Here is a 14,808-nt window from a genome sequence, read left to right on the forward strand (position 1 = left end):
CGCTTCCGGGCGTGGCCTTGCCCCGGGGCGCCGGCGGCGTCAGCTCGGGAGTCGGCGGCGCCCGGCGATGCCCAGGTCCGGGCGGTGATACCAGCCCAGCTCGGGTTCGCCCTCCAGCCAGCACAGCAGCACCGGGACGTCGCCGAGGTCGGCGGGGAAGTCGACCAGCAGCGGTGCGACGCCCTTCAGCTCGGCGCCGGACTCCTGCACGACCGTCATCAGCTCGTTGAGGCGCGCCTCGGCTGCCTTCCGCTCCGGCAGCCCGCCCAGCGCGGTCGGCTCACCACCCGGGACCAGCGCCGCGGACAGTTCCACCATGTCCGCCCGCACCGCGACGATCTCGTTCAGCACGGGTCGCAGCCGCTCCAGCTCCGCCCGGGCCTCTTCCAGCGTGAACAGCCCCATGGCGACAGTTAACCACCGTTGATCTTCCCCGCCGAGCACTGGCTGCGAACCAGCCCGCCCGCGCGTCGGGCCTGACGCCCACGCGGCCTCGCGCCCGGAGACACCTCTGACCGCCGGCCGGCGTTGGCGGACTGGCCGCCAGAGGTGCCGCAAAGGCCCGGAGGGACCTCTGGCGGCCAGCCGGGACTGCCCGCCTGGTGGCCAGGGTGTCTCAAGGGCTCGGCGGGGCCTCCGGCTACGGGGTGCCGGGAGGGTGACGACCGGCCCGGTTGCGGTTCAGGTGGAGCCGGCCGGTGGCGGGTTGGCGGTGCTCGGCGGATGCGGTGGGGGTTCGGTGGTGAGTGCGGGGCCGGCGGTGGGTGGGGGCTCGGCGGGGCGTACGCGGTCGGCGCGTTGGTGGCGGATCCAGGTCTCGATGTCGCTGATCAGCCAGACGCGGCCCATGGAGAGTTCGTCGAAGGGCTCGGGCCAGTCGTCTCTTTCGGCCAGTTGTTGCACGCGCTGGCGGCTGAGACCGAGTCGTTTGGCGATCTCGCCCGCTGCCATGAGATGTCTCGGCACGCCCTGACTATAGTCGCGCGTCATCTTGTCGCGTGATAGTTGGTCAGCCGTTCGATACCGCATCGTCATTTTCCGCCATCGGGCCTCTGAACTGGTCAATTGCCCAGTGGAGGAGGGCTGCGGAACGGTCGGAGTGGGCGATGGGGCATGGGACCCGGGACGGATACGGCGGGTCTCAGGCGGTGGATGCGGGGCAGGGCGGGCCGGGCTCCTTGAGGTACCGGCGCCCTGGCCGACGCCGACCCGCGGTCGCGCTGCGGGAAACCGCGACGGGACGGTGACGACGGCGCTGGTAGTACGGAAAAGGGGAGAGCGGGGACGCGCATCGCTTCGCCGCGACCGTGTCCACGCGAAGTGGGTGCCGATGCGCTCCCCTGTGGACGCCGGCCCCGTCTGCTCGCCCGGCGGCGTGTGCGCGAGTTCGCCGTGCCGTCCGCGACGGGAGCCAGGATCCGGGCATCGACGCCGCCTGGCGCCGACTGTCCGCCTCGGTCCCGGCCGGCGGATCCGGAAAACCACGATGGGGTACGACGATCAGCCGCCCCGCTGATCTCATTTGTCCTTGAGATGAGCGACCGGAGGTCCGCGCCGGCCGGCGAGGCATAATTGGCGGCGTGACCATGACTTCCGGAGGGCGGCTGCGGTGGTCCGGCCGCTGCTGACGCCTCGGCTCGCGGCTGTCGCGCCGCCCGACGCGTTCCTGCTGTCGTGGGCCGAGGGTGTGCTGCGCGACGCCCTGCACCGATCGCCCCGGCTCGATTCCCGGCGATATGAGATCTTCGGCCAGGGTTCGCGGGTGAACGGCACCTATCTGGAGCCGACCAGCGACATCGACCTGGTTCTCATGCTGAGGGCGCCGTTCGGCGCCGGCTACGGCTGGGAGGATTTCCGCGACGACGTTCTCGCCGTGCTGGGGGAGTCCTACACGGTGCGCATGGGCCGCCGGTGCCTGAATGTCGACGACCCGGATTCGCTCTTCGGTGAGATGGTCGACGTTCTGGTTGCGACGGAGCACCGCTTCCAGCTGGCCCCGGGCCGTTACGAGCAGGGCGTCTTCTTCCGTGACCGGGAAGGCCGGCCGATAGTCAACTTCCCCAAGCAGCACCGGCGCAACGGCGACGCGAAGGACGGGCGTACCGGCGGCCGTTTCAAAGCGGCCGTCCGCACGGCGAAACGTGTCCGGAAACTGGCCGAGCGGGAGCGGATGATCGCCGAGGGCGCCGCCCCGTCGTACCTTCTCGAATGTCTGTTGTTCAACGTCCCCGACCGGGTGTACCGAGGCGGTCGGCCCTACCGCGCCGCGCTGGACTGGCTGCACCGGCATGCGGACTCGTTAGCCGGCCTGCCCTGCCAGAACGGCATCAACCGCCTGTTCGGGCCGGGGCCGGATCAATGGGAGCCGGGCCAGGCTGTCAGAATCATCGACGTCCTTCACGAGATCTGACGTCCCCGGGCGGTGTCCCCCGCATGACCTGGACGGCCGCGCAGACCACGGCGGTGATCGCCCCGGTCATCGCGATCCTCGGCGCCGCGCTCACCGCGCTGCTGACCTACGCGCTGAACCGGCGGGCCGCGCGCCGCGAACGCCGCGCCCTGGCCTTCGGTGAGGCATTGAGCGTCATCGAGGACTATGCGGAGATGCCATACCGCATCCGGCGCCGGCCGGGCACCCTGGAGGGGCGCCAGCAGCTCACCGAGGAGGTGAGCCGGATCTATTCGCGGCTGGCGTTCCACCAGGCGCTGCTCGACATCGAGGCGCCCACCGTCGCGGTCGCGTACCGGCTACTTGCCGACGAGGCGAAGGCCGAGGTCGGCGACCAGATGAAGGCGGCCTGGCAGAAACCGCTGCGCACCACGGACGCGGAGATGAACCTGGAGAAGCACTACGACCGCAGACGGGTCGACCGCGCCCGGGACCACTGTGTGGCGACCATGCGCGCGGCGCTCGGCCAGGGCCGGTTCCCGGCGGCGCCGAAGCGGCTGCCCGGCCAGCCGCCGGCCTGGGCCGGCGATTCCGGAGGAGCGGCCGGGAAACCGGTGCCCCCGCCGCGCGTCGGCGACTGAGGGCCGGAGCGAACTGCGGGCACACCGGCCCCGGCGGCTGCCGCTTCTATGATCACCGGATGTTCGAGCGCTTCCGCAAGCCGTTCACCCCGGACACCGACTACGCGCAGGCGGACCTGCAGCTTCGCGGCGCCCGTGACCGGGCGACGGCCGGCGACTGGACCGCGGCCCCGCACCTGCTGCACGCGACCGGCCGCGACTGGGAGCTGCGCAGCCGGCGGCTCGCGGTGCTCGGCATCGCCGCCGGGCACGCCCCGCACTGGGTGCACGCCTGGGAGGCCGCGATGCCCGGCGACCCGACCGTCGCCATCCTGCGCGCCGACGGGCTGAACGAGCTGGCCGGCCAGGCCCGGGGCGGCGCGTCGGCGCGCAACACCGGCCCGGAACAGTTCCGCGAGTTCCACCGGTTGTCCGCGCTCGCCGCCGCGGCCGGTCAGCGGGCGGCCGAGCTGAACCCGGAGGACCCGTACCCCTGGGTGATCCGGATGGGCGCGATGCTGGCCCACGGGCACGAGCACCAGGACGATTTCCGGGCCGCGCTGGGCGAGGCGGTCGCCCGCGACCCGTACCACTTCGAGGCGCACCTGACGGCTGTCACGTTCCTCTGCCAGAAGTGGTACGGCTCGCACGAGCAGATGTTCGCCGCGGCCCGCGGTCCGGCGGCCGCCGCACCCGCCGGCGCGTCTGTCGTCATGCTGCCGCTGCTGGCCCATTTCGAGTACGCGCTGCGCGAGTTCGGCTTCGAGACCCGCGCCGAGTCGCTGGCCGCGAAGATGGAGTACTTCCACCGCCCCGAGGTCATCCAGGAGATCTCCTGGTGCGCCGCCAAATGGCGGGCGGCCGGCGAGCCCCGCCTGATCGCCCGCGGGGTGACGCTGCGCCACTGGCTCGCGCTGGCCAACTATCTGGCCGGCCACGACCGTGCCGGGACCAGGACGCTGCTCGCCCACGTCGGGTCGTACCTGGGCAGCACCGCCGCGTACGGCTATTTCTGGATGCGGCAGGCGGAAGGCTTCCAGGCCGTCTCGACATGGGTGCGCTGAGCGGCTGAGGCGGCAACAACCGACCGGATCCGGCGGGCGCCGCCGCGCGCATCGGCCGGCGGCCGTCTCCGGCCGGCCAGGCATCTTGCCGACAAGCTCGGCGTGCCGGATCGAGCGGATCTCCCGCGTCGACGGATGGAGTGCGCGTGGTGCTCGCCCGGCGCGCGGATCCGGGCTGTGGAATCCGGCGGTGCGGGCGCGGTGAGGCTCGTCCGGACGAGCGATTCGCCGCGGGCGGCCCGCGCCGGGTGCCGCCGGTGCTCTCGATCGGCGCCGCATCGCCTCCGAACATGCCGGGGACGGTATCGGGCTGGGGCGAGCCGAGGCCGTAGACTCTGCGGCACGCGTCTCCGTAGCCTACAAAACCTGTGGGCTTTGTGGTTTGCTTGGCCCAGCGTCGACCTGCGGGAGAATGAGATGTCGAGCCTCGTCGAAGTGGTGGTGCCCGCCAGTCGGGACGCCCTGAGCGACCGGACCGTGGCGATCGTCGGAGGGGGCGCGACAGGCGCGTTGCTGGCGCGGGCGCTGATCCGCCGTACCGACCGCGACGTCGTGCTGATCGCGCCGGACCTCTCGCCCGGCCGGGGTGTCGCCTACGGCGCGGCCCAGCCGTGGCACATCCTCAACGCGCGGGCCGGCTCGATGAGCATCTGCCCCGACGACCCGATGCACCTGGTCCGCTGGGCGCGCGCGCACGGGTACGACGTCGAGGGCACCGACTTCCTGCCCCGCGCCGTCTACGGGGACTACCTCGCCGACCAATTCGCCGAGACCGTCGCCACGTCGACCGGCCGGCTGCGGCACCACGTCGCGACGGCCACCGCGCTGCACACCGGACCGGACGGCTACGTCGTGCTCACCGACGCCGGGCCGGTCCACGCCGGGCACGTGGTCCTCGCCGTCGGCAACCCGGAGCAGCAGCGCCTGCCCGGCATCAGCGACGCGGCCTACGCCAGCCCGTACCTGGTCACCGACCCGTGGTCGGAGCACCCGGCGCCGCCGGCCGGCGAGCCGGTGCTGCTGCTCGGCACCGGCCTGACCGCGGTGGACGTCGCGCTGAGCCTGACCGAAGCCGGTCATCGCGGGCCGATCGAGGCGCTCTCCCGCCGTGGGTTGCCGCCGCTGGCCCACCCGCAGCTGCCGCCCTCGTCGGCGCACCCCGACTTGATCCTGGACGGCGGGCTCACGCTGCGCCGGCTGCTGCGCCGGGTACGGGGCGCGATCGCGGCCGGCGCCGACTGGGTCGCGGTCGTCGACACGCTGCGGCACCAGGCCGACCGGCTCTGGGCCGACCTCGGCGACTGCGACCGGCAGCGTTTCCTGCGGCACGTGGTGCGCTTCTGGGACGTGCACCGGCACCGGATGGCGCCGCCGATCGCGGCCCGCATCGAGGCGCTGCGCGCCCAGGGCACGCTGAGCTTCTCCGCGGGGCGGCTGCGGTCGATCGCCCCGGATCCGCGCGGCGGGTTCGAGGTCGGGGTCGAGGGCCGCGAGCCGCGCCACTACGGTGCGGTGATCTGCTGTACCGGGCCGGGCGCGCTGCCCGGCTCCGCCGACCCGTTCCTGGCCGGCCTGTTCCGCGACGGCACGGTCCGGCCCGGGCCGTACGGCTTGGGCGTGGACACCGACGCGGACGGCCGGATCCGGCCCGGCTTGTGGCTGGCCGGGCCGCTGCGCCGCGGGCACTCCTGGGAGACCACAGCGGTCCCGGAGATCCGCGCACAGGTCGACCGTCTGGTGGCCGCGCTGCACGTCCCCGCCGGCGGCCGCTGATCAGACGGTGGTGTGCGCGGCGGACGCGGCGTCCCGGGGGCGCGCCGGCCTCCAGCCCGAGCCGCGCGGCCGGCAGGACCAGGGCGGCGGGGTGCGAGGGTTCGTTGGCAGGCCAGCCCCGGGCGGGCGAAGCGAGCTGGCCGCCCGGGGTTCTCTCGGGGTGACCCGGCCGCGGTGGACGGGCCGGCGGTGCGCGGATGGGTCAGCGGAAGCCGGCCAGGGCCGTCGCCAGCAGCAGGCGCAGCTCACCGATGTGCAGCAGCTTCGCGGCCGCGAGGTAGGCGAGCGCCCCGACACCGGCCGCCGCCGCGACGGTGAGCAACGGCATCGCGGAACCGGTCAGGACGGTCGCGCCGCCCGCGACGACAGCGCCGGCCGAGGCCGCGAGGAAGACCCGGACGTGGGTACGCATCAGCCGCCGCCCGTCGATCCACCCGAACCGGCGCCGCAGTACCAGCACCGTCACCGCCAGGCCGAGCGTGTACGCGACGGCGTACGCGACAGGCACCCCGACCACGATGGACGCCGGCGGCAGCAGGCGACCGGCCACCACGCACCCGACGATCCCGGTCACCGCGACGCCCGCGGTGATCAGCGCGGGCGTGCGGGTGTCCTGCGTCGCGTAGAACCCGCGCTGCAGGATCGAGTAGGCGCTGAACGGCACCAGCGCCAGGCCGAACGCGGCCAGCACCGTGCCCAGCAGGCGGACCGTCGCCGGCGCGCTGCTGCCGTGGTCGAACAGGACCGCCGCGATCGGGCGCCCGAGCAGTAGCAACGCCACCGCGATCGGGGCCATCACGGCCACCGCGACGCGGACCGCCAGCGACAGGTCGCGGACGATCCGGTCGTGGTCGCGGCGCGCGGCGCTGCGGCTCAGGCGGGGCAGCATGGTGGTCATCACGGTCAGCGCGATCACCGCGAACGGCACCTGGAAGACCGCGAGGGCGTTCTGGTACGCCGTGACGCCGCCCGGGCCGCTCAGCGACGCCACCCGGGTCGCGGCCAGCAGGAACGCCTGCGCGCCGAGCACCGACAGCAGCACCCAGCCGGCCAGCCCGGCGATGCGGCGGATCGCGATGCCGCGCGGGTCGAGGTGCAGCCGGATCGGGAAACCGGACCGCGACAGCGCCGCCACGACCAAGGCCATCTGCGCGAACACGCCGGCGGTGGTGCCGATCGCGAGCAGCGTGAAGCTGCGCGACGACACGTACAGCAGCCCGACCGCGATCACCACCAGGCTGTTGCACAGTGGAGCCCACGCCGCCACCGCGAACCGGCCGCGGATGTTGAGCACGGCGCCCGCGGTCGCGCTGACCCCGTAGAACAGGATCTGCGGGAGGAAGTACCGGCTGAAGACCACCGCCAGCTCGTGTTGCCCGGCGGTGAAACCGGGCGCGACCAGGCCCACCAGCAGCGGCGCCAGCGCCATGGCGAGCAGGGTGATCGCGCTCAGCCCGTACACCATCAGGGAGAGCAGTCGCTGGGTGTACAGAACACCATGGTCCGGATCGGTCAGCGCCGCCCGCGCGAGCAGCGGGACCACGACGCTGGCCATGGCCCCGCCGACGAGCAGTTCGTAGACCGCGTTGGGCAGCGTGTTCGCTACGTTGTAGGCGTCCAGCAGGCGGGTGCCGAGCCCGAGCGCGGCGGTCAGCACCAGCACCCGCAGGAACCCGGCGACCCGCGAGGCGAGCGTGGCCAGGGCCATCCGCGCCATCAGCGTCCCCTTCCGCGATAGGCCCGCATCTTCGTCCGGCTGCCGCAGATGCTCATCGTGCACCACCGGCTCCGCCCGCCCGGGCTGCGGTCGTAGTAGACCCAGCGGCAGGAGTGCGCGGCGCAGGCCTTCAGCCTGCTCCAACTGCCGTCCAGCAGGGCGGTGGCGATGGCCGCGGCGACGCTCGCGGTGAGTGCTTCGACGCCACGATCGAGTGGTACGGGCGCGAGCCGCGCCCCGCCGTCCTCCCCGACCTGGACCAGCAGCGGCCCGCGCCGCAGGAATTTCCGCAAGCTCTCCAGCGACGCGGCGGGCATCGGTTCCCCGGTGTGCGCGTGGCACGCGTCCCGCAGCGCTTCCCGCAGCTCGCGGCAGTCGAGCACGTCGCGGTCGGTCACCTCGCCGGCGGTGATCCCGTGCCGGGCGCAGAACGCCACCAGCTGGGCGGGCGTGCTGAGCTGATCACTTCCGGCCTCGATGTCGACCGTGTTGGCCAGGTCCTGCACCACGGCGAGGTGGGCCGGGGCGGGCGTCCGGTCTCCTGGCTGTCGCATTCGCCAACCCTACCGCAGACTGTTACCACCAAGGAGGTACGTAGTGGTAACGCTGATTCGCCGTGACCGGGACTTCGCGACGTTCTGGGCCGGTCACACCATCTCGGTCTTCGGCTCGCAGGTCACCGCGGTCGCCCTGCCCCTGGTCGCGGTGTTGACCCGGCACGCCGGCCCGGGCGCGGTCGTCGCCATCGGCACCGCGTCCTACCCGCCGAACCTGTTCGTCCCACTGGTCGCCGGCCAGTGGCTGGAGAACCGGCGCCGGCGGCGGGTGATGGTGGTCATGGACGTGATCCGGGCGGTGCTCCTCGCGGTGGTGCCGGTGGCGTGGCTGCTGGATGCTTTCGCGTCGGCGCTCGTCCTCTTCACCGGACTGCCCCTGCTGATCGCGATCCTTCCCGGACGTGGAGTCGCGCTGGCTGTGGAGCTGGCCGCTGTGCGACTGCTGGCCGGTTCCGGTCTCGGCATCGCCAACGTGCTGTCGCTGACGCTGCGCCAGACCGGCGCGCAACGGGGCCACGGTCGGGTACGCGGAATGCCGGACGAGCCGAAGGAGCCGCAATAAAGTGGCGAAATGACTAAAAACGGAATTACTGTACGCACGCTGATTGCCCTGTCCACGCTCGTCGTGCCGTCGCTGGTGGGGCCGGCCTCGCCCGCCTCCGCCGACGTCTCCGAGCGGTCTCCGGCCGCCGAGCGGTCGCGGGCCGTGGACCAGTCGCGGGCCTCGGAGCGGACGCGTGCCGTCGAGCGATCACGGGCCGATCAGCGACCACGGGCCGTGGAGGGGTCGGCGGATGTCGACCAGTCGCGGGACAGCGTTCTGGTGACCGGGACCGGCGAGGTGTCCGGCACGCCCGACACGCTCGTCGCCAATGTCGCGGTGGAGGCTGCCGCGTCCACCGTGGCCGAGGCGTTGAACCAGGCCGGCACGGCGGTCGGCCGGATGCGGGACGCGCTCGTGCGGGGCGGGGTGGCCGGCGCCGATCTGCAGACGTCCGACGTCAGCGTCTCGTCCAGGAAGGACAACGACAACCGGATCACCGGCTACACCGTGACCCAGGGACTGACCGCGAAGATCCGGAACATTCCGCGGGCCGGGGCGGTGCTGTCCGCGGCCGTCGCGGCGGGTGGGGACGCGGCCCGGCTGAACGGTGTGTCGCTCGCCATCGAGGACGACTCCGCGCTGCTCGCCGAGGCGCGCCGCAAGGCGTTCGCCGACGCCCGGGGGAAGGCCGAGCTGTACGCCCGGGCCGCGGGCCGGTCGCTCGGGCCGGTCATCCGGGTGAGCGAGGTGGCTCCGGATGACGCGGAGCCGATCGCGCTCAGGGGCGGCATGGCGGCCGGGGACACCACTGTTCCGATCGAGCCGGGACGCCAGCAGCTGTCGGCGACCGTGACCGTGGAATGGGCTCTGGGCGGGCGAGCGGCTGACCGGCGCGGGTGACCTCGGGTTTCAGGCGGGGGTGAACAGCAGCGAGACGTTCTGGCCGCCGAAGCCGAAGGAATTGCAGATGGCGGCTCGGATGCGCTGCTGGCGGGGCCGGCCGGCGACCACGTCCAGATCGACCTCCGGGGCCTTCTTCTCCAGATTCAGCGTGGGCGGGATGACGCCGTCGCGGAGGGAGAGCAGCGTGACGATGCCCTCGACCGCGCCGGCCGCGCCGACCAGGTGGCCGAAACTGGACTTCGGGGCGGTCAGGACCACGTGCTCGCCGAGCGCCGAGCGGATGGCCGCGGCCTCGCCGACGTCACCCACCACGGTGGACGTGGCGTGGCAGTTGACGTGATCGATGTCGGCGGGGGTGAGGCCGGCGCTGCGCAGGGCGGCCTGGATGGCCCGGATCTGGCCGGCGCCGGTGGGGTCCGGTCCGGTGATGTGGTGGGCGTCGGCGGTGACGCCGTAACCGGCCAGGCGGCCCAGGACGCGGGCGCCCCGGGCGGCGGCGAAGCCGGCCCGTTCCAGGACGACCACGCCGGCGCCCTCGCCCAGGACGAAACCGTCGCGGTCGGCGTCGAACGGGCGGGAGGCCCGGGCCGGGTCGTCGTTGCGCCTGGAGAGCGTGCGGGCCTGGGCGAAACCGGCGATCGGGAGCGGCGCTATGCAGGCCTCGGTGCCGCCGGCCAGGACCACGTCCGCCTCGCCGGCCCGGATCAGGCGCGCGCCCAGGGCCAGCGCCTCGGCTCCGGACGCGCACGCCGAGACCGTGGCGTAGGCGCCGGCCCTGGCGCCGAACTCGATGCTGACCCAACCGGCCGGGCCGTTCGGCATCATCATCGGCACCACCAGCGGGGAGACCTTCGACGGGCCCTTCTCCTCGATGACGTCGTCCTGGCCGAGGATGGTGGTGATGCCGCCGATCCCGCTGCCGATCACCGCGGCCAGGCGAGCGCCGTCGACCTCCGGCTTGCCGGCGTCGGCCCAGGCCTGCTGGGCGGCGACCAGGGCGGCCTGCTCGCAGCGGTCCAGCCGGCGGGCCTGCACCCGGGGGAGCACGGAGTCCGGCTCGACAGCCATCGGCGCGCCGATCAGCGTGGGCAGCTGTTCCCAGTGCGCGTAGTGCTTGACCCGGTCGTCGATCCGGCGCACGCCGGATCGGCCCGCGAGCATGTTCGCCCAGTGCGAGTCCACGTCCCCGCCCAGCGGAGTGGTGGCACCCAGCCCGGTGACGACGACCTCGGTGGCGCTCATCCGGTTCCCCCTGTCGGCTGTGGCCTCCCTGTAGTGGAACGCATGTAAATCCGTCATGTCCATGGCGGTGTGCCGGGAAACCCTGGTCGTGGTGGGGTTGCTGGTGATTTGAGCAGCTCAGGAATACTGGGTCCGGCGTCCGGGCGGTCCGGGCGGGTGGGGAGCGGGCTGATGACGCAGGCGGCGGAGCCGAACGACGGTACCGGGCGGGAGACGCCGGCGCCGCCGGAGAGCGGCAGTCGCCCGGCGACCGGATCGGCGCGGGTGCCCGTGCCCAGGCCGGCGGAGAGCGCGGTCCAGCACAGCCCGCCGCAGCCGCCGGTCCGGCCGGGCCGGGCCACGGTGCCCGTGCCGAACCAACCACCCTTCCCGAACCACCCACCCATCCCGCACCAACCGCCCTTCCCGCAGCAGCCGGCCGTGCCGCACCAGCCGCAGGCGCCGGGCCCGACCACGTATCAGAGCGGCGGCGGCACCGCGCCGCAGACGCCGCGGAAAAGCCGCAGGCTGGCCGCCGTCCTGGTCGCCGTCTTCCTGCTGGTCGCGCTGCTCGGCGGCGGCGCGGCCGTGCAGCTCACCCGCGACCTGCCGGCTGCGACGCTGACCACCGGCGTCGCCGGCACCCTGAAGATCCCCGGCAGCCTGCCCGAGATGCCCTGGCCGGCGCGGGGCTCCGCGGAGCTGATGGTCGAGGGCCTGGGCCGGATCGGTGGCTCCGGGGGCGCGAGGACCGAGCCGATCGGCAGCGTCGCCAAGGTGATGACCGCCTACGTGATCCTCAAGAACCACCCGCTCGAAGGCGACGACGAGGGGCCCGGCCTCACCGTGACCGCCGCGGACGTGGCCGACTACAACTCGCGGATCCCGAGCGGGCAGTCGCTGGTCCGGGTGGAGCAGGGGGAGAAGCTGACCGAGCGGGACGCCCTCGAGGCGCTGATGCTGCCGTCCGCGAACAACATCGCCCACCAGCTCGCCGTCTGGGACGCCGGTGACCTGGACGGCTTCCTGGAGAAGATGAACGCGGCCGCCGACGAGCTGCAGATGACCGACACCGAGTACACCGACCCGAGCGGCTTCCTGCCCAGCACCACCAGCACCGCCGCGGACCAGGTCAAGCTGGCGCGGGCGGTGCTGGAGTTCGAGGTGTTCGCGGACATCGTGGAGCTGCGCACGGCGCAGATCCCGGTGGTCGGCACGATCCAGAACTACAACGCGCTGCTCGGCGTGGACGGCGTCTTCGGGATCAAGACCGGTTCGACCGACCAGGCCGGTGGCAACCTGGTTTTCGCGTCCCGGCTCAAGGTGGGCTCGCGCGAGCTGGTGATCGTCGGCGCGGTCTTCAACCAGCCCGGCGCGAACACCCCGGAGCAGCTGGCCGCGGTCAACAAGGAGGTCCGCAAGCTGCTCGCCGCGGTCCGCAGGACCGTCAAGGAGTACCAGCTGCTCGCCGCGAAGCCGGTGGGCCGGGTGGAGACCGCCTGGGGCGCGTCGACCACTGTCACCCCGGCGAGCCCGCTCAAGGTGGTCGGCTGGCCCGGCCTGTCGGTCAAGGTCGAGACCACCACCGCCGGCCCGGGCGCGCGGGTCGGCGCCGGGCAGGTGGTGGGCGAGGTTCAGGCTTCGGGGGTACGGGTTCCGCTGCGCACCGACGGGGCGACCGGCGAACCGTCGTTGTGGTGGAGGCTGACCCGCACGTCCTGACGGGTGCGCTGGGTCAGCACCACGCAGGCCAGTACGACGACGGCCGCCCCGATCGACGCGGGCGTCACCGGCTCGCCCAGCAGCAGCGCCGACCAGAGCAGGGTCAGCACGGGCTGGGCGAGCTGGATCTGCCCGACCTTGGCGATGCCGCCCCTGGCCAGGCCGGCGTACCAGGCGAAGAACCCGAGGAACATCGACACCAGGGTCAGGTAGCCGAACGCGGCCCAGCCGCCCGCGTCGCCGGCCTGCGGGTGCCGGACGGCCGCGACCAGCGTGACCGGCAGCGTCACGGGCAGCGCCGCCAGCAGCGCCCAGCAGATCGTCCGGGCTCCGCCGAGCTCCCGCGCGAGCATGCCGCCCTCGGCGTAGCCCAGGCCGCACAGCACCACCGCGGCCAGCAGATACAGGTCGGCCGCGGCCAGCGCGCCGCGCACCGCGCCCGTGGTGCTCAGGAAGAGCAGCACGGCGATCAGTCCGCCGCCACCGGCCAGCCAGAACGCCAGGGGCGGCCGCTCGTGCGCGCGGAGCGCGGCGAAGACCGCTGTCATCGCCGGCAGGACGGTGATCACCACGGCGCCGTGGGCGGAGGTCTGGCTGGTCAGGGCCAGCGACGTGAACAGCGGGAAGCCGACGACCACGCCGAGCGCGACCACCGGCAGCCGGCGCCACTGCTGCCGGGTGGGGCGGGGCGCGCGCACCACCCGCAGGTAGACGACGGCGAGCACGGCCGCCCCGACAGCCCGGCCGAAGGCCACGAACCACGGGTCGAGGTCGTGCACGGCGACCCGGGTGGCCGGCAACGACATGCTGAACGCGAGCACGCCGAGCGCGCCGAGGGCCAGGCCGGCCGTTACCGTGCCGCGCTCGGTAACGTTACTCTTGTCTCTCATGAACGACGGTAACGCAGCCGCCCGTGTTATCCAAGATCTTCGGAGCCGGGCGGTGGCCGGCCCGGCCGGGACACGGCTGCCGTCGGTGCGCCAGCTGACCGCCCGGCACAGCGCGTCCCCGGTCACCGTCGCCGCGGCGATCCGGGCGCTGGCCGCGGAGGGACTGGTGGAGGCGCGGCCGGGGCGCGGGACGTTCGTGGCGCGGCAACCCGCGGCGCCGCCGCCGGGTGACCTCTCCTGGCAGACCGTGGCGCTCGGGCCGGGCCGCTTCGGCGAGACCGAGATGCAGGCGTTGCTGGCGTTGCCGCCGGCCGGGGCGATCCCGCTATCCGGTGGCTATCTCGACGCCGACCTGCAGCCGACCGGGGCGCTCGGTGCCGCGCTGGCCCGGGTGGCCCGGCAGCCGGCCGCGTGGCGGCGTGGTCCCGCCGAGGGTCGGGAGGACCTGCGCGACTGGTTCGCCCGCGAGTTGCGGACCGGGTTGCGCGCGCGGGACCTGGTGATCTGCCCGGGTGGGCAGGCCGCGCTGTCGTCCGCGTTCCGCGCGCTCGCCACGCCCGGGGACACGCTGCTCGTCGAGTCGCCCACCTATCTGGGCGCGCTGGCCGCCGCGCACGCCGGTGGGCTGCGCGTCGTCCCGGTGCCCGCCGACCGCGACGGCGTGCTGCCGGACCAGTTGGCGGCGGCGTTCGCGCGGACCGGCGCGCGGCTCTTCTACTGCCAGCCGCTGCACGCCAACCCGAGCGGCGCGAGCCTGGCGGCGCACCGGCGGGACGCGGTGATGGCCGCGGTCCGCGAACACGGCGCGTTCCTGATCGAGGACGACTACGCCCGTGACCTGGTGATCGACGGCGACGCGCCGCCGCCGCTGGCCGCCGGGGACCCCGAGGGGCACGTCGTGTACCTGCGCTCGCTGACCAAGTCGGCGGCGCCCGAGCTGCGGATCGCCGCGATCGGGGCGCGTGGGCCGGCCGGGGCGCGGCTGCGGTCGGCGCGGCTGCTCGACGACTTCTTCGTGGCCGGGCCGTTGCAGCAGGCCGCGCTGGAGTTCGTGACCGGGCCGGGATGGGGGCGGCACCTGCGTACGCTCCGATCGTCTCTGCGGGTCCGGCGGGAAGCGCTCCTCTGCGCACTACGGCGGCACCTGCCCGGCTTGGTCCCGGCGCGGATCCCCCGGGGCGGGCTGCACCTCTGGGTGCGCCTGCCGGACGGCGCCGACGACACGCGGGTGGCGGCCAGGGCTGCCGCCGAGGGCGTCATCGTGTTCCCGGGGCGCCCCTGGTTCGCCGCCGAGCCGCCCGCGCCGCACCTGCGGCTCACCTACGCGGCCGCCGCGCCGGACCAGATGGACGAGGCCGTGCGCCGCCTGGCGCGGGCCTTGCGGGACGACACGCCGTGACGCCGGCGA

The 14,808-nt window shown here is 73.8% G+C and carries 14 protein-coding genes; 8 read left to right on the forward strand and 6 right to left on the reverse strand.

What is annotated here, in order from left to right:
- Window positions 1-39: 39 nt before the first annotated feature.
- Together Asi03nite_RS04555 and Asi03nite_RS38765 are read right to left on the reverse strand one after the other, a co-directional pair.
- Window positions 40-405 carry a DUF2203 domain-containing protein gene (locus tag Asi03nite_RS04555; RefSeq protein WP_203677135.1) on the reverse strand — a complete coding sequence of 122 codons (366 nt, stop codon included), beginning with the start codon at window positions 403-405 and terminating at the stop codon, window positions 40-42.
- Between the two features lie 276 nt (window positions 406-681).
- Window positions 682-966, reverse strand: coding sequence for a helix-turn-helix transcriptional regulator (locus Asi03nite_RS38765; protein ID WP_307833988.1), 285 nt, complete (start codon window positions 964-966; stop codon window positions 682-684).
- A 643-nt stretch (window positions 967-1,609) separates the two neighbouring features.
- On the opposite strand from Asi03nite_RS38765, the gene Asi03nite_RS04565 reads away from it, so the two are divergent.
- The 4 genes from Asi03nite_RS04565 to Asi03nite_RS04580 all read left to right on the forward strand — a co-directional run bounded on the left by Asi03nite_RS04565 (window position 1,610) and on the right by Asi03nite_RS04580 (window position 5,846).
- Window positions 1,610-2,410, forward strand: coding sequence for a nucleotidyltransferase domain-containing protein (locus tag Asi03nite_RS04565; protein ID WP_203677136.1), 801 nt, complete (start codon window positions 1,610-1,612; stop codon window positions 2,408-2,410).
- Window positions 2,411-2,433: 23 nt separating this feature from the next.
- On the forward strand, window positions 2,434-3,030 hold the full coding sequence (locus tag Asi03nite_RS04570) for a hypothetical protein (protein ID WP_203677137.1): 597 nt from the start codon (window positions 2,434-2,436) through the stop codon (window positions 3,028-3,030).
- 59 nt (window positions 3,031-3,089) lie between these two features.
- Window positions 3,090-4,073 (forward strand): hypothetical protein, encoded by a 984-nt coding sequence (locus tag Asi03nite_RS04575; protein ID WP_203677138.1) that lies wholly within the window; start codon window positions 3,090-3,092, stop codon window positions 4,071-4,073.
- 417 nt (window positions 4,074-4,490) lie between these two features.
- Window positions 4,491-5,846: an FAD/NAD(P)-binding protein gene (locus tag Asi03nite_RS04580; protein ID WP_203677139.1), complete on the forward strand. Its 1,356-nt coding sequence runs from the start codon at window positions 4,491-4,493 to the stop codon at window positions 5,844-5,846.
- Between the two features lie 202 nt (window positions 5,847-6,048).
- Here the strand turns inward: Asi03nite_RS04580 and murJ are convergent, their stop codons facing one another.
- Both murJ and Asi03nite_RS04590 read right to left on the reverse strand, forming a co-directional pair.
- Window positions 6,049-7,554 (reverse strand): murein biosynthesis integral membrane protein MurJ, encoded by a 1,506-nt coding sequence (gene murJ, locus Asi03nite_RS04585; protein WP_203677166.1) that lies wholly within the window; start codon window positions 7,552-7,554, stop codon window positions 6,049-6,051.
- An 8-nt stretch (window positions 7,555-7,562) separates the two neighbouring features.
- Window positions 7,563-8,117, reverse strand: coding sequence for a CGNR zinc finger domain-containing protein (locus Asi03nite_RS04590; RefSeq protein WP_203677140.1), 555 nt, complete (start codon window positions 8,115-8,117; stop codon window positions 7,563-7,565).
- Between the two features lie 43 nt (window positions 8,118-8,160).
- On the opposite strand from Asi03nite_RS04590, the gene Asi03nite_RS04595 reads away from it, so the two are divergent.
- Both Asi03nite_RS04595 and Asi03nite_RS04600 read left to right on the forward strand, forming a co-directional pair.
- The gene (locus Asi03nite_RS04595) at window positions 8,161-8,682 is read left to right on the forward strand and encodes a hypothetical protein (RefSeq protein ID WP_203677141.1); all 522 of its coding nucleotides are present in this window, start codon (window positions 8,161-8,163) and stop codon (window positions 8,680-8,682) included.
- A gap of 9 nt (window positions 8,683-8,691) precedes the next feature.
- Window positions 8,692-9,564 (forward strand): SIMPL domain-containing protein, encoded by an 873-nt coding sequence (locus tag Asi03nite_RS04600; protein WP_203677142.1) that lies wholly within the window; start codon window positions 8,692-8,694, stop codon window positions 9,562-9,564.
- A 9-nt stretch (window positions 9,565-9,573) separates the two neighbouring features.
- Here Asi03nite_RS04600 and Asi03nite_RS04605 read toward each other — a convergent pair whose 3' ends face one another.
- Window positions 9,574-10,809, reverse strand: a complete 1,236-nt coding sequence (locus Asi03nite_RS04605) for a beta-ketoacyl-[acyl-carrier-protein] synthase family protein (RefSeq protein ID WP_203677143.1) — start codon at window positions 10,807-10,809, stop codon at window positions 9,574-9,576.
- Between the two features lie 171 nt (window positions 10,810-10,980).
- Between Asi03nite_RS04605 and Asi03nite_RS04610 the strand changes: the two genes are divergently transcribed.
- Window positions 10,981-12,510, forward strand: coding sequence for a D-alanyl-D-alanine carboxypeptidase family protein (locus tag Asi03nite_RS04610; RefSeq protein WP_275409322.1), 1,530 nt, complete (start codon window positions 10,981-10,983; stop codon window positions 12,508-12,510).
- Here the strand turns inward: Asi03nite_RS04610 and Asi03nite_RS04615 are convergent.
- Window positions 12,423-13,400, reverse strand: a complete 978-nt coding sequence (locus tag Asi03nite_RS04615) for a DMT family transporter (protein ID WP_203677144.1) — start codon at window positions 13,398-13,400, stop codon at window positions 12,423-12,425. The two genes, Asi03nite_RS04610 and Asi03nite_RS04615, sit on opposite strands and share 88 nt — an antisense overlap.
- Between Asi03nite_RS04615 and Asi03nite_RS04620 the strand changes: the two genes are divergently transcribed.
- Complete coding sequence (locus Asi03nite_RS04620) at window positions 13,399-14,799, forward strand: aminotransferase-like domain-containing protein (RefSeq protein ID WP_203677145.1); 1,401 nt, start codon at window positions 13,399-13,401, stop codon at window positions 14,797-14,799. The genes Asi03nite_RS04615 and Asi03nite_RS04620 overlap by 2 nt on opposite strands.
- Window positions 14,800-14,808: the final 9 nt, after the last annotated feature.

Source organism: Actinoplanes siamensis (assembly GCF_016862395.1).
Taxonomy (GTDB): Bacteria; Actinomycetota; Actinomycetes; order Mycobacteriales; family Micromonosporaceae; genus Actinoplanes; species Actinoplanes siamensis.